The organism is Mycobacterium sp. PO1, assembly GCF_017312405.1.
In the GTDB taxonomy this organism is placed as follows: domain Bacteria; phylum Actinomycetota; class Actinomycetes; order Mycobacteriales; family Mycobacteriaceae; genus Mycobacterium.
The window spans coordinates 57,566-70,708 of record NZ_BLTG01000012.1; the positions used below are offsets into that span (position 1 = coordinate 57,566).

Annotated in this window: 15 protein-coding genes; 4 read left to right on the forward strand and 11 right to left on the reverse strand. The window is 67.2% G+C overall.

From position 1 onward, the window contains the following. Positions 1–68: 68 nt before the first annotated feature. Positions 69–515 carry an Lrp/AsnC family transcriptional regulator gene (locus J3476_RS05220; RefSeq protein WP_207065451.1) on the reverse strand — a complete coding sequence of 149 codons (447 nt, stop codon included), beginning with the start codon at positions 513–515 and terminating at the stop codon, positions 69–71. Between the two features lie 112 nt (positions 516–627). Between J3476_RS05220 and ddaH the strand changes: the two genes are divergently transcribed. Both ddaH and rocD read left to right on the forward strand, forming a co-directional pair. Next, complete coding sequence (gene ddaH, locus J3476_RS05225) at positions 628–1,506, forward strand: dimethylargininase (protein WP_207065452.1); 879 nt, start codon at positions 628–630, stop codon at positions 1,504–1,506. 14 nt (positions 1,507–1,520) lie between these two features. After that, complete coding sequence (gene rocD / locus J3476_RS05230; RefSeq protein WP_373889024.1) at positions 1,521–2,726, forward strand: ornithine--oxo-acid transaminase; 1,206 nt, start codon at positions 1,521–1,523, stop codon at positions 2,724–2,726. Here rocD and J3476_RS05235 read toward each other — a convergent pair. From J3476_RS05235 to J3476_RS05280, 10 genes are all read right to left on the reverse strand, one after another. Beyond that, a complete protein-coding gene (locus J3476_RS05235) occupies positions 2,723–3,583 on the reverse strand; it encodes a mycofactocin-coupled SDR family oxidoreductase (RefSeq protein WP_286182624.1) in 861 nt (286 codons plus the stop codon). The two genes, rocD and J3476_RS05235, sit on opposite strands and share 4 nt — an antisense overlap. Positions 3,584–3,714: 131 nt before the next feature. After that, the gene (locus tag J3476_RS05240) at positions 3,715–4,533 is read right to left on the reverse strand and encodes an SHOCT domain-containing protein (RefSeq protein ID WP_207065455.1); all 819 of its coding nucleotides are present in this window, start codon (positions 4,531–4,533) and stop codon (positions 3,715–3,717) included. Between the two features lie 53 nt (positions 4,534–4,586). Further along, entirely contained in the window at positions 4,587–5,435 is an 849-nt protein-coding gene (locus J3476_RS05245) for a cutinase family protein (protein ID WP_207065456.1), read from the reverse strand. Between the two features lie 280 nt (positions 5,436–5,715). Next, positions 5,716–6,906 (reverse strand): elongation factor Tu, encoded by a 1,191-nt coding sequence (gene tuf, locus J3476_RS05250; RefSeq protein WP_152515676.1) that lies wholly within the window; start codon positions 6,904–6,906, stop codon positions 5,716–5,718. A 186-nt stretch (positions 6,907–7,092) separates the two neighbouring features. Next, complete coding sequence (fusA, locus tag J3476_RS05255; RefSeq protein ID WP_207065457.1) at positions 7,093–9,198, reverse strand: elongation factor G; 2,106 nt, start codon at positions 9,196–9,198, stop codon at positions 7,093–7,095. Between the two features lie 80 nt (positions 9,199–9,278). Then, entirely contained in the window at positions 9,279–9,749 is a 471-nt protein-coding gene (gene rpsG / locus J3476_RS05260; protein ID WP_011558402.1) for a 30S ribosomal protein S7, read from the reverse strand. Continuing rightward, positions 9,749–10,123: a 30S ribosomal protein S12 gene (gene rpsL / locus J3476_RS05265; protein WP_152515674.1), complete on the reverse strand. Its 375-nt coding sequence runs from the start codon at positions 10,121–10,123 to the stop codon at positions 9,749–9,751. The genes rpsG and rpsL overlap by 1 nt, the downstream gene beginning before the upstream one ends. 317 nt (positions 10,124–10,440) lie before the next feature. Beyond that, positions 10,441–11,016, reverse strand: a complete 576-nt coding sequence (locus J3476_RS05270) for a TetR/AcrR family transcriptional regulator (RefSeq protein ID WP_207065458.1) — start codon at positions 11,014–11,016, stop codon at positions 10,441–10,443. Between the two features lie 93 nt (positions 11,017–11,109). Then, entirely contained in the window at positions 11,110–11,640 is a 531-nt protein-coding gene (locus J3476_RS05275; RefSeq protein ID WP_207065459.1) for a DUF3558 domain-containing protein, read from the reverse strand. A 1-nt stretch (position 11,641) separates the two neighbouring features. Further along, positions 11,642–12,190 (reverse strand): DUF3558 domain-containing protein, encoded by a 549-nt coding sequence (locus J3476_RS05280; RefSeq protein WP_207065460.1) that lies wholly within the window; start codon positions 12,188–12,190, stop codon positions 11,642–11,644. 195 nt (positions 12,191–12,385) lie between these two features. Between J3476_RS05280 and J3476_RS05285 the strand changes: the two genes are divergently transcribed. Next, on the forward strand, positions 12,386–12,724 hold the full coding sequence (locus tag J3476_RS05285) for a DUF3060 domain-containing protein (protein ID WP_207065468.1): 339 nt from the start codon (positions 12,386–12,388) through the stop codon (positions 12,722–12,724). A gap of 1 nt (position 12,725) precedes the next feature. After that, positions 12,726–13,124: a DUF3060 domain-containing protein gene (locus J3476_RS05290; RefSeq protein WP_207065461.1), complete on the forward strand. Its 399-nt coding sequence runs from the start codon at positions 12,726–12,728 to the stop codon at positions 13,122–13,124. The last annotated feature ends 19 nt before the right edge of the window (positions 13,125–13,143 follow it).

Genomic DNA, 13,143 nt, shown 5'->3' on the forward strand with positions numbered 1-13,143 from the left:
GGTGGTTTTACACGATGGCAGCGAAGCGATGTGTGCCACCCCACAGGTTGTGCCGGAGGAGACACCCCTCAGCCCGGCGCCCGGTCGATCAGGTTGGACAACACGACGATGCTCTCGCTGCGCTCGATGCTCGCACTGGCCCGGATCCGCTCGAGCGCTTCCTCCAGGTGCCGCATGTCGCGGGCCAGCACGCGCAGTATGGCGTCCGACGTGCCGGTGACCGTCGCGGCACTGACCACCTCGGGGATGTCGCGCCAGGCCGCGCGCAGTTCGTCGGGCGCAATGGTGCCTTGGCAGTAGACCTGGACGTAGGCCTCGGTGGTCCAGCCGAGCGCGTTGCGGTCGACGATCGTGGTGAAGCCGCGGATCACGCCGGCGTCGAGCATGCGGTCGACCCGCCGCTTGACCGCGGGTGCCGACAGGTTCACCCGCTGCCCGATCTCGGCGAACGTCGCCCGGGCGTGGTCGGCGAGCTCGACCAGGATGCGCTCGTCCGTCTCGTCGAGACGCTCCATGGCCACCTCACACAACGAATTGCCGTCAACAACGAAATCACGCAACAAATGACCGCTCTGTCCGCAACACTATTCGATTGTTTGCGTCGCGACCAGGCCATACCGTTTGATCATGACGTTGACCGACGCCACCACCGACGCCGGGGCCGCCCGGACCGCTGAGGCATCCTCCGCGGTCGACACCGACCGTCGCTCCGCCCGTCCGCGCCGCTATGTGATGGCGCCGCCGACTTTCTTCGCCGTCGAATATGTGATCAATCCGTGGATGGACCCGTCCGCACCCGTCGACGTTGCACTCGCTGCGCAGCAATGGGACACGCTGCGGCAGGTCTATCTCACGCTCGGCCACACCGTCGACCTGCTCGAACCCGTGTGCGGACTACCGGACATGGTCTACGCCGCCAACGGCGGCGTGATCGTCAACGGTCGGGCCGTGGTGGCCCGCTTCGCCTACGACGGACGGGCGGGGGAAGCTCCTGCCCACCGCGATTGGATGGCAGCAGCCGGCTACGCCCCGGCGTACACCCGCCACGTCAATGAGGGCCAGGGCGACCTGCTGGTCGTCGGGGCGACGATCCTCGCCGGGCACGGATTCCGAACCGATCGTCGAGCGCACGACGAAATCGCCGCTCACACCGGGCTTCCCGTCGTCAGCCTCGAGCTCGTCGACCCGCGGTTCTATCACCTCGACACCGCGCTCGCAGTGCTCGACGACGCCACGATCGCCTACTACCCGCCGGCGTTCGCGGCACACTCGCGGTCGGTGTTGACCGAACTGTTCCCCGATGCGATCGAGGTCTGCAGCGCCGATGCCTTCGTACTGGGGCTCAACGTCGTCTCCGACGGCCTGAACGTCGTGTTGCCCGCCGCCGCCACCGGTTTCGCCGAGCAACTTCGGGTGCTGGGCTTCCGCCCCGTCGGCGTGGAACTGTCCGAGCTGCTCAAAGGTGGCGGATCGGTGAAATGCTGCACGCTGGAAGTCCACCCGTGACGATGCTGGGCAGCATGAGCACGCGCACCGAGGACACGATCGCCCTCGACCGCCGCCACGTCGCGCACAACTACGCGCCGCTGCCGGTGGTCGCAACCAGCGCGCTGGGCGCCTGGGTCACCGACGTCGAGGGGCGGCGGTACCTCGACTGCCTCGCCGCGTACTCCGCGGTGAATTTCGGTCACCGCAACCCGGAGGTGATCGCCGCCGCCCATGCCCAGCTCGACGCGCTGACCCTGGTCAGTCGTGCGTTCCACAGCGATCGCCTGGCACCGTTCTGCGCCGCGCTGGCCCAGCTGTGCGGCAAGGACATGGTGCTACCGATGAACAGCGGCGCCGAGGCGGTCGAGAGCGCCATCAAGGTCGCCCGCAAATGGGGTGCCGATGCCAAGGGCGTGCCCGCCGGGCAGGGCACGATCATCGTGGCGCGCAACAATTTTCACGGCCGGACCACGACCATCATCAGCTTCTCCGACGACGACACGGCGCGCCGCGGGTTCGGACCGTACACCCCCGGATTCCGCAGCGTTGAGTTCGGTGATGCCGACGTGCTGGCCGACGCCATCGATGATGACACCGTCGCCGTGCTGCTCGAACCCATCCAGGGCGAGGCGGGCATCGTCGTGCCGCCCGACGACTACCTACCTCGGGTGCGCCGGTTGTGCACCCAGCACAACGTGCTGATGATCGCCGACGAGATCCAGTCCGGCCTGGCTCGCACGGGTCGCACCTTCGCCTGCGACCACTGGTCGGTGGTGCCCGACGTGTACCTGCTCGGCAAGGCACTCGGCGGCGGGGTGGTGCCCCTGTCGGCAGTGGTCGCCGACGAGCAGGTCCTCGGGGTGTTGCACCCGGGCGAACACGGCTCGACCTTCGGCGGAAACCCGCTCGCCGCGGCCATCGGCACCACCGTCGTCGACATGCTGCGGCGCGGCGAATTCCAGCGCCGCTCAGCCGAACTCGGTGCGCGCCTGCATGACCGGCTCCAGCGCCTGACGGGTCGAGGGGTCATCGACGTCCGCGGGAAGGGGTTGTGGGCCGGCGTCGACATCGACCCGGCGCTGGGCAGCGGGAAGCAGGTCAGCCTCCGCCTCGCCGAGCGCGGGGTCCTCGTCAAGGACACCCACGGGCCCACGCTGCGCTTCGCTCCGCCGTTGGTGATCACCGCCGACGAGATCGACTGGGCCGTCGACCGGTTGGCCGAGGTGCTGGGCCACTAGTACTTCGCCGTGCCCCTGTCGACGGCGATCTGCGACCCGGAGATCGTGGCCGATCCGTCGCCGGCCAGCCAGGCCACCACGTCGGACACCTCTTCCGGTGTCATGAACTCCTGCAGCCCTGGCTTGCCCTCGTGCGCAACGGGTTTGTACGGCATCGGCGAGAAGCTGTGCAGGAATGCGGGATACTTGCTGAAGATCTCCATCATCGCCTCCGGCTCGACCATCGGCGTGTCGATCGAGTACGGGTGGATCGAGTTCACCCTGATACCGAACTCCCCCGCTTCGATCGCCAGCGCGTTGGTCAGCGCGACCAGACCGTGCTTGGACGCCGAATAGTGGGCGTTGCCCGGGGTCGCCTTGGTGCCGGCCGACGAGCTGACGATGATGATCGATCCGCCGTTGCCGGCTTCGATCATGGCGGGCACGGCCGCTCGGATCGTGCGCCAGGTGCCGTTGAGGTTGACGTCGATGACGGTGTCCCACTGCTCTTCGGACATCTCCCAGATGCGGCCCCAGCTGAGCACCCCGGCGTTGGCCACCACGATGTCCAGGCGACCGAACTGCTCCATGGCGTCGGCGACGACCTGTTGCTGGGCGGCCAGATCCCGGATGTCGAGCTGACGGCCGATCGCCTTGCGTCCGGCGTCCTCGACCAGACGCACCGTTTCGGCGAGATCGTCGGGCGTCGGCATCGGGTAGGTCACGGTGTCCGACACCGGCGCGCACACGTCGACCGCGATCACGTCGGCGCCGTCGTTGGCGAGCCGGACAGCGTGCGCCCGCCCCTGTCCGCGCGCCGCGCCGGTGACCAACGCGACCCGCCCCTCCAGGGGCGCCCCAGCAGCTGCCACGGGTATGTCCTCTCTTCTCCGCGAGCGCGCGGGTCTGCAGGCCGACACGCCGTCCTACGACGTGCACCATCGCACGCTCGCGCCCGACGAGGCTCAGGCTAACACCACAACTAGAACGTGTTCCAGAAACCCGTCGGTCACAGCTCCGCGATGATCTGCTCGCGCTTGATCCGGTACTCGTCCTCGGTGATCGACCCGGTGGCCCGCAACGTCTCCAGCTCCTGCAGCCGCTGACCCGTGGTGGGCTCGGCCGGGCCGCTGAACGGTGCCGACGCGACGACCGGCGGCGGCATCACCGCCGCGGCGCGCCGCACGATCTCCTGGACGTGTTGGCGAGCAGCAGGATTCGACCGGATGTCGATCATGTTGTCGAGGTCGATGCGGTGCGCCTTGAGCACCTGCAGGATCTCCATCAGCGGTTCGACCTGGCCGGTCAGGTCATAGGTGCGGTTGTCTTCGGAGACGCTGAATGTCGCGGGCATCATCCCGCTGACCAGAGCGCTGCGCTCCCAGTCGATCCGATACTCGTGGGTCGCGGGATCGACCAGTGCGACCAACTTACGGTTGGTGATCATCGGAAGCCGGCCCACCGAGGCGATCACCTGGTCCTGGGTGGCGAACGCCGTGAACCCGGGTCCGGACACGTGCAGGTCGAGCTTCACCAGCGGGTTGTCGTTGATCCGGGTGTTGGTCTCATGGATGCCGGTGACCTGGGCCAGCGCCAGCACCCCCGAGGCTTCCAGGGCCTCGGTCCGGGCGGCGGCTTTCGCGCCGTAGCCGGTGATCGCCAGCGCGATCAGCACGTCGGCGGCAGTGATTCCGAGGCCCGTCCAGAACATCCACTTCAGCGTCGGATCAGCGCCGAGCAGAAAGTACGCCGCCAGGAAGATCGGCCCGACGATCCCGCACAGCAGCACGAACAGCTGAATCCGCACATACCGCCAGAAGGTGGACATGCTTCAGCATTATGACCGCAGACGGGACGCGCCGCCGCAGCTTGAGGCCCGACTCAGGACCCGGCGCTGGCCACGATCTGGCCGGCCGGCGGATCCACCGGCACCACCGATCCGGGAGTGGCGTCCACGATCTGGTACAGCGGCAACGTCCAGGAGTCCGTCGCCGACCGCGCATAGCTGGTGTGCACCGCGACCGCCGCCGGGTTCATCTCGTCCTCGGCGTCCGGATCGTAGTCACACACCGCGTCACCGAGGTCGCAGACGCTGATCGTGCGGCTGCCCATCGTCACCGGCAGCGGCGCCGGAGCGTGAGCCAGGATCGGCCAGTCCTGAGCGACGCCCTTGCCGGCGCCCGGGACCGACGTCACCGAACCGAGGTTGATCGTCGGATCCTGGGGCAGGCGATCACCGTCGGCGACCAACAGGGCCGCCGCGAGGTTCGGGCTGGCGTCCAGCGCATGCAGATTGCGGTGCACGACCATCGCGCCCTGCGAGTAGCCGGCGAGCACGACCTGGCTGGTGGGGCACTGCGCGACGAACGTCGCGTACTGCTGGCCCAGCGCCTCGGCGCCGGTGTCGACACTGCTCATGAAGTTCGCCCAGTCCAGAATCCCGCCGTCTTCGGGAACCGCGGTGGCCGGGTACTGGACCGCTTCCCCGGTGACGGTGCGCCCGTCCTGGGCGACCAGCTGCGCGAAATCCCGGTAGGACTTGTGGATGACCCGGCCCATGCCGCCGTCGGCGGTCAGGTCCCCGGCCCGCTCACCGGATCCGGCTGCCCCGATCCAGTGGACGTCGGGGCATTGCGGTTGCGCGGAGGCGACGCCCGTCGTCAGGCCGACGGCGGCCGCCCCGCTGGTGATGGCGGCAGCCGCGACCGCCGCCGTTTTCGAGATACGCATCAGTTGTGTGAACCCAACCCTCGTGACAAAGAGACCCGGCCGACCCCTCGACAGCCGTTGACCAGTACATCGCCGGTCCCAGCAGGGGCGTTACACGCACCGTCGCAGCGACCGAGCTTGCGGAGAATGCCCGCCTGGCCCGGCGCGTCGCGGTCCTGACACGCGCACTCGCGGAGAGAGACGAGATCTCCCGGACAGACAAAAGTGGCGCCCACCCGTTGGGGTGAGCGCCACTTTCGTTGGCAGGTGCCTAGATCACTTGATGATCCCGTAGGCAGGCCTACTTGATGATCTTCGTGACCCGGCCGGCGCCGACGGTGCGGCCGCCCTCGCGGATCGCGAAGCGCAGGCCCTCGTCCATGGCGACGGGCTGGATCAGCTTGACGGAGATGTCGGTGTTGTCACCCGGCATCACCATCTCGGTGCCCTCCGGCAGCGTCACCACACCGGTCACGTCGGTGGTGCGGAAGTAGAACTGCGGACGGTAGTTGTTGAAGAACGGCGTATGACGGCCACCCTCGTCCTTGGACAGGATGTAGACCTGGCCCTCGAAGTCGGTGTGCGGGGTGGTGGTGCCCGGCTTGGTCACGACCTGGCCGCGCTCGACGTCCTCACGCTTGATGCCGCGCAGCAGCAGACCGACGTTGTCGCCGGCCTGGCCCTGGTCGAGCAGCTTGCGGAACATCTCGACACCGGTGACCGTGGTCTTGGTGGTGCCGGGACGGATGCCGACGATCTCGACTTCCTCGTTCACGTTGACCACGCCGCGCTCCACACGACCGGTGACCACGGTGCCGCGGCCGGTGATGGTGAAGACGTCCTCGACGGGCATCAGGAACGGCTTGTCGGTCTCGCGGACCGGGTCCGGGATGGACGCGTCGACGGCCTCCATGAGCTCCTCGACCGACTTGACCCACTTCTCGTCGCCCTCGAGCGCCTTGAGCGCCGAGACGCGCACGACCGGGGCGTCCTCGTCGAAGTCCTGGGCGGCCAGCAGTTCGCGGACCTCCATCTCGACGAGCTCGATGAGCTCCTCGTCGTCGACGGCGTCGGACTTGTTCAGTGCGACCAGGATGTAGGGCACACCGACCTGACGGGCGAGCAGCACGTGCTCGCGGGTCTGCGGCATCGGGCCGTCCGTGGCGGCGACCACAAGGATCGCGCCGTCCATCTGGGCGGCACCGGTGATCATGTTCTTGATGTAGTCAGCGTGACCGGGGGCGTCGACGTGTGCGTAGTGACGCTTGTCGGTCTGGTACTCCACGTGGGAGATGTTGATCGTGATACCGCGCTGACGCTCCTCGGGCGCATTGTCGATCTGGTCGAATGCGCGCGACTCGTTCAACTCGGGGAATTTGTCGTGCAGAACCTTGGTGATTGCTGCAGTCAGCGTGGTCTTGCCGTGGTCAACGTGACCGATGGTCCCGATGTTGACGTGCGGCTTCGTCCGCTCGAACTTCGCCTTCGCCACTTCTGTGTCCTCCTGGACTTGTTGGTGCTTCTGGTTAAAGCAGGGTTGATCGTCGTTCTACCGAAATTTTTGCAGTTGTGCGGTCCCGCCAGGGCGGCGGGTCAGCTTACTGACCCGTCGCCTTCGCCGTGCCGATTGCTCGACTCCGGATCAGCTCCGCTCCTCGGCGCTGGCGCGCCTCGATGCTCACTGACCCGTCGCCTTCGCGATGATCTCCTTCGCCACGTTCGCCGGAACCTCGGCGTACGAGTCGAACACCATGGAGTAGTTCGCCCGGCCCTGGGTCCGCGACCGCAGGTCGCCGACGTAGCCGAACATCTCCGACAGCGGAACCTGCGCCTTGACGACGCGCGCACCGCTGCGCTCTTCCATGGCCTGGATCTGACCACGGCGGGAGTTCAGGTCGCCGATCACGTCGCCCATGTAGTCCTCGGGCGTCGTGACCTCGACGGCCATGATGGGCTCGAGGATGACGGGCTGCGCAGCCTGCGCGGCCTTCTTCAACACCTGCGAGCCGGCCACCTTGAACGCCATTTCCGACGAGTCGACCTCGTGGAAGGCGCCGTCGAGCAGCGTCACCTTGATGTTCACCAGCGGATAGCCGGCCAGCACGCCGTACTGCATGGCGTCCTGGGCGCCGGCGTCCACCGACGGGATGTACTCACGCGGGATGCGGCCACCGGTGACCTTGTTCTCGAACTCGTAGGTCGCACCGTCCTCGCCGGTGAACGGTTCGAGGTCGATGAGCACCTTCGCGAACTGACCCGAGCCACCCGTCTGCTTCTTGTGGGTGAACTCGACCTTCTCCACCTTGCGGCGGATGGTCTCGCGGTAGGCCACCTGCGGCTTGCCGACGTTGGCCTCGACCTTGAACTCGCGCTTCATGCGGTCCACCAGGATGTCCAGGTGCAGCTCGCCCATGCCGCCGATGACGGTCTGGCCGGTCTCCTGGTCCAGGTGCACCTTGAAGGTGGGATCCTCTTCGGCGAGCTTCTGGATCGCGGTGCCCAGCTTCTCCTGGTCGCTCTTGGTCTTGGGCTCGATGGCGACCTCGATGACCGGGTCCGGGAACGTCATCGACTCGAGCACGATCTGCTCGTTCGGGTCGCTCAGGGTGTCACCGGTGGTGGTGTCCTTGAGTCCGATGACGGCGTAGATGTGCCCGGCGGACGCGCGCTCGACGGGGTTCTCCTTGTTGGAGTGCATCTGGAACAGCTTGCCCAGCCGCTCCTTCTTGCCCTTGGTCGCGTTGATGACCTGGCTGCCCGACTCGACGGTGCCCGAGTACACGCGCACGTAGGTCAGCTTGCCGAAGAACGGGTGCGTCGCCACCTTGAACGCCAGGCCCGAGAACGGCTCGTCGGTGTTCGGGTTGCGGGTCAGCAGCTCGTCTTCCTTGCCGGGGGCGTGCCCCTCGGCCGGCGGCACATCCAGCGGCGACGGCAGGTAGTCGATGACCGCGTCGAGCATGGGCTGCACGCCCTTGTTCTTGAACGCGCTGCCGCACAGCACCGGGTAGGCCTCGGAGGTGATCGTCAGTTTGCGGATCGCGCCCTTGACCTCGTCGATCGACAGCTCCTCGCCGCCGACGTACTTCTCCAGCAGCGCCTCGTCGGTCTCGGCGACCGCCTCGAGCAGCTTGGTGCGGTACTCCTCGGCCTTCTCGGCCATGTCGGCAGGGATCTCGACGGTGTCGTACTTCTCGCCGAGCTTGGCTTCGGCGCTCCACACCTTGGCGTTCATCTCCACCAGGTCGACGACGCCGGAGAAGTCGCCCTCGGCGCCGATCGGCAGCTGGATCGGAATCACGTTGGCGCCGAGGCGCTCTTCCATGGTGCGCACCGAGAAGTAGAAGTCGGCGCCCAGCTTGTCCATCTTGTTGACGAAGCAGATGCGGGGAACGTCGTACTTGTCGGCCTGGCGCCACACCTGCTCGGACTGCGGCTCGACACCCTCTTTGCCGTCGAACACCGCCACTGCGCCGTCGAGCACGCGCAGCGACCGCTCCACCTCGACGGTGAAGTCGACGTGGCCGGGGGTGTCGATGATGTTGATCTGGTTGTCGCCCCAAAAACAGGTCGTCGCAGCGGAGGTGATGGTGATACCACGCTCCTGCTCCTGCTCCATCCAGTCCATGACGGCGGCACCGTCGTGCACTTCACCGATCTTGTAGCTGATGCCGGTGTAGAAGAGGATGCGCTCGGTCGTCGTCGTCTTGCCGGCATCGATGTGCGCCATGATGCCGATGTTGCGGACCTTCGTGAGGTCGGTCAGCACGTCCTTCTGTGCCACGGCTAAATTCCCACTCTTTCGCTTCTAGTTAGGTGTGTCGTGCCGCCGTCCGCAGCCTCTTCGCTACGCCGGCGCTGAAATCACCAGCGGTAGTGCGCGAAGGCGCGGTTGGCCTCGGCCATCTTGTGGGTGTCCTCGCGTCGCTTGACGGCGGCACCCAGGCCGTTGCTGGCGTCGAGGATCTCGTTCGCCAGGCGCTCGACCATGGTCTTCTCGCGGCGGGCCTTGGAGAAGCTCACCAGCCAACGCAGCGCCAGGGTCACCGAACGGTCCGGACGGACCTCCACCGGCACCTGGTAGGTCGCGCCGCCGACGCGGCGGCTGCGCACCTCGAGGGCGGGCTTGACGTTGTCCAGCGCGCGCTTGAGGGTGACGACCGGATCGGTGCCGGTCTTGTCGCGGGCCTGTTCGAGCGCACCATAGACAATGCGCTCGGCCAGCGATTTCTTCCCGTCCAGCAGCACCTTGTTCACCAGCTGGGTGACCAGCTGCGACCCGTAGACGGGGTCGTTGACCAACGGACGCTTGGGCGCGGGTCCCTTGCGCGGCATCAGCTCTTCTCCTTCTTCGCGCCGTAACGGCTGCGGGCTTGCTTACGGTTCTTGACGCCCTGGGTGTCCAGCGACCCGCGGATGATCTTGTAGCGCACACCGGGCAGGTCCTTCACACGACCGCCGCGCACGAGCACCATCGAGTGCTCCTGCAGGTTGTGCCCTTCGCCCGGGATGTAGGCGGTGACCTCGACCGCACTGGTCAGACGCACGCGCGCAACCTTGCGAAGCGCGGAGTTCGGCTTCTTGGGGGTGGTCGTGTACACGCGGGTGCACACGCCGCGACGCTGCGGGCTGCCCTTCAGAGCCGCGGTCTTGACCTTGGCGACCTTGTCGTGGCGACCCTTGCGGACCAGCTGGTTGATGGTTGGCATGTACCGGCTTTCTGTGTTCCTCGTCGTGTGACGGTCGTGCTCGAAATTGCTTTTAAGTTCTGTCGTACTGCGGTTTCACCCGGTTGCGCTACCCCGCTTCCGGGCGTGTCGCATGCGGCCGCCGCGTGTTCTCGGAGTAATTTCCAAGGCACCCACGGCGCAGACATGCAAATTGGCCCGGCGTGTAGGCAAGCTTGCCGAATCCCCGACATGCGAGAACCACAACGCGCCTTGTCTGCCAGGCACGACGGTCCACAATACCAGGGCCGCCGACCTCGACAAAACCCGCTGACCTGCGGCTCCTGCTCGCAGACCTATCACCGCGACCGCATACCCGCGGCCAATCTCATCACCATGTCGGTGAATACGACATCGGTGTCGATGCCGTTCATCACCCCGGTCATCTCCAGGAGCACGAACCCGTGCATCGCGGACCAGAACTCCAGCGCGGCGTAGAACGCGGCCTCGTCGTCGAGGCCGTAGGACGACAGCACCGCGATGACCGGGGCGGCTGCGGCATGGGTGGCCTCGGTGAACTCGGGGTCGTCACCGCCCAACGGCATGCGGGTGAACGCCGAGTACCGGCCCGGGTGGTGGTGGGCGTAGCTGCGATAGGCGCTGGCCATGACCGTCACCGCGTCGTCGGGAGTGCGGCCCTGGCCCACCGTGGTGAGCATGTCGATGATGTCGCCGACCACGCGCATCCGCACCGTGCGGCGCAGGTCGTCGAGGCTGTGCACGTGGTTGTACAGCGACGGGCCCTTGGTGCCCAGCTGATTGGCCAGCGCGTTGATCGTCAGCGCGTCCCAGCCTTCGCGGTCGAGGAACGTCAGGGCCGCGTTGACGATGGAGTCGCGGCTCAGCCTCGCCGATCGCGGCGGCCGAGCTGCCATTTTCATCCCCCTGGTCGGTGCCTGACCGGCCGCGGAAGCAGCCGGGTCAGCGAGAAACTCTAGCTGCTCTCCGCAACCGGCCTGCTCCGGCGCTCAGTTCACCCGGTCCTGGCTGAGCTGGGCGAGCTCGTCGACGATCCCGCACAGATCGGGCAGCGTGGCCGAGTTCATCGTCTGGATCGACCAGGTGATGACGTCGTCGCCCTTGGCCACGTAGATGCTGCACGCCGTGTCGTCGAAGGCCATGAACCCGTCGTTACCCTCCATCGCCAGCTCGGTGACTTCCCGGCCCGCCAGCCCCTCGAGTTCGCGTTCGGTCGCCATGTCGCTGCCCCGGTACCACCAGGTCGAGATCCCCATCCCGGCCCCGACGCTGCCGATCATGGTGTTCTCCTGCCAGAAACAGCCGGCGTCGCCGATCACCGCCTGCTTGAACAGGTTCGACCCGACCACCCGCTCGATGTCGGCCGTCGTGACGCCATTGCAGTCCGCACTGTCGAACCCGGGCCCGGGCTCGACGCCGGAGGCCTGCTGATCGGGTGCCGGGGCCCCGCCGCAGCCGGCCAGCATCACCGCCGCCCCCGCCGATGCGGCGAGCCGGGCCGCGACGCGCGCGCCGCGCATGTCAGAGGTCCGACTGCAGCGTCGCGGCCATCAATTTCTGCGCCTCCGCGCACGGATCCCCGGTTCTCTGCCCGCGCATCTGCACCCACCAGCTGAGCACGCCGGTGCCGGCGGCCGCGGTGACCGAGCACGCGGCGCCGGTGGTGTCGCGGCGCGCGGAGAAGGCTTTGTGGCGTTCGACGTCGAACTCGGTGATGACGGCGCCGCGGGCCTCGGCGAGCCGACGTTCCCGCTCGAGTTCGCCGGTCTCGAACCAGGAGAACGTGACGTCGATCGTCGTCGACGAACCCGACCCGGACCGCCGCGCCAGGATGTACTGGCACACGGCACCGCTGTAAGGCCGGGTCACCTCGGCCGCGCCGAGCGTCTCCTGCACCGAGCTGTCGTCGAGCAGTCCGCACCGGTCGTCGACGTATCCGTAGCTGCGAGTGGCGTCGACCGCCTCGGATTCGGCGCGCTGGGCCGTTCCGGTCACGGTCTGCGAGCACGCGACCACGGTCGCTGTCACGGTGACCGCGGCGAGAGAAATCTGTGGGACACCTCGGCGCATCGCCGCTCACGCTACCGAGCACCGCCGCCGCGGGCGACCCGTATCAGCGCAAGGACCGAACCCGGGAACGGCGTCGCCGATGGCGACCGGCATCGTAAGCTTTCGGTGGCTGTCGGGGCCGCACGCGGACGAGCAAAGGGGTGCACCGTGACAACAACGGCTGCCAGGATCGTGGGTCGGGCACTGACGGCCGGCATGGTGACGGCGTCGGCCGTCCTGCTGGGCGGGGCGCCGGCCGCGCACGCCATCAACGGCGACACCCACATCACCGGACAAGGTGTCGTGCAGACCTTGGACTGCAACAACGGCACGCTGCACGTCAACGGCACCGCCAACCAGATCAACGCGCTCGGCACCTGCTGGGCCGTGACGGTGCAGGGCTCGTCCAACGTCATCGTCGCCGACAACGTGATCAACGACATCACCGTCTACGGGTGGGATCAGACCGTGCTCTACAAGAACGGCGCACCCATCGTGTGGGACCGGGGCCGCGAGCTCGGCATGACCAACCGGATCAACCAGGTGCCGGCCTGACATGCGTCGCAGGATCGGCGCCGGGATCGTCACAGCCGTGGCCGCGCTGGCCCTGACCGGGTGCGGCTCGGGCGACCAGGACGGTAGCCCGACGGTGACAGCGGGCACCTCGGGCGCCCAGGTGGAGATCGGCAACACGATCAACTACGGGTCGTTCGGCACCACCGCCGATCTCGACTGCGGCGAGGGCAAGTCGCTGAACATCGGCGGGTCCAACAACACGCTGACGGTCAGCGGCGCATGCGCCAACGTCAACATCGGCGGAGCGGACAACAAAGTGACCTTCGAGCGGGTCGACAACGAGCTGACCGTGGTCGGATTGAACAACACCGTGACGTATCAGCAGGGTGAGCCGACGGTCAACGACACCGGGACCAACAACAACATCTCCAAGGGCTGACTCTCACTGGTGGACGATC

What these genes read in the sequence shown, in the direction of transcription:
- J3476_RS05270 (WP_207065458.1), bottom strand. Translation starts at nt 11,016, where the DNA reads ATGGCAGCTCGGCCGCCGCGATCGGCGAGGCTGAGCCGCGACTCCATC.
- J3476_RS05220 (WP_207065451.1), bottom strand. Translation starts at nt 515, where the DNA reads ATGGAGCGTCTCGACGAGACGGACGAGCGCATCCTGGTCGAGCTCGCC.
- J3476_RS05285 (WP_207065468.1), top strand. Translation starts at nt 12,386, where the DNA reads ATGGTGACGGCGTCGGCCGTCCTGCTGGGCGGGGCGCCGGCCGCGCAC.
- J3476_RS05290 (WP_207065461.1), top strand. Translation starts at nt 12,726, where the DNA reads ATGCGTCGCAGGATCGGCGCCGGGATCGTCACAGCCGTGGCCGCGCTG.
- J3476_RS05275 (WP_207065459.1), bottom strand. Translation starts at nt 11,640, where the DNA reads ATGCGCGGCGCGCGCGTCGCGGCCCGGCTCGCCGCATCGGCGGGGGCG.
- J3476_RS05280 (WP_207065460.1), bottom strand. Translation starts at nt 12,190, where the DNA reads ATGCGCCGAGGTGTCCCACAGATTTCTCTCGCCGCGGTCACCGTGACA.
- rocD (WP_373889024.1), top strand. Translation starts at nt 1,521, where the DNA reads ATGAGCACGCGCACCGAGGACACGATCGCCCTCGACCGCCGCCACGTC.
- J3476_RS05240 (WP_207065455.1), bottom strand. Translation starts at nt 4,533, where the DNA reads ATGTCCACCTTCTGGCGGTATGTGCGGATTCAGCTGTTCGTGCTGCTG.
- ddaH (WP_207065452.1), top strand. Translation starts at nt 628, where the DNA reads ATGACGTTGACCGACGCCACCACCGACGCCGGGGCCGCCCGGACCGCT.
- rpsL (WP_152515674.1), bottom strand. Translation starts at nt 10,123, where the DNA reads ATGCCAACCATCAACCAGCTGGTCCGCAAGGGTCGCCACGACAAGGTC.
- J3476_RS05245 (WP_207065456.1), bottom strand. Translation starts at nt 5,435, where the DNA reads ATGCGTATCTCGAAAACGGCGGCGGTCGCGGCTGCCGCCATCACCAGC.
- rpsG (WP_011558402.1), bottom strand. Translation starts at nt 9,749, where the DNA reads ATGCCGCGCAAGGGACCCGCGCCCAAGCGTCCGTTGGTCAACGACCCC.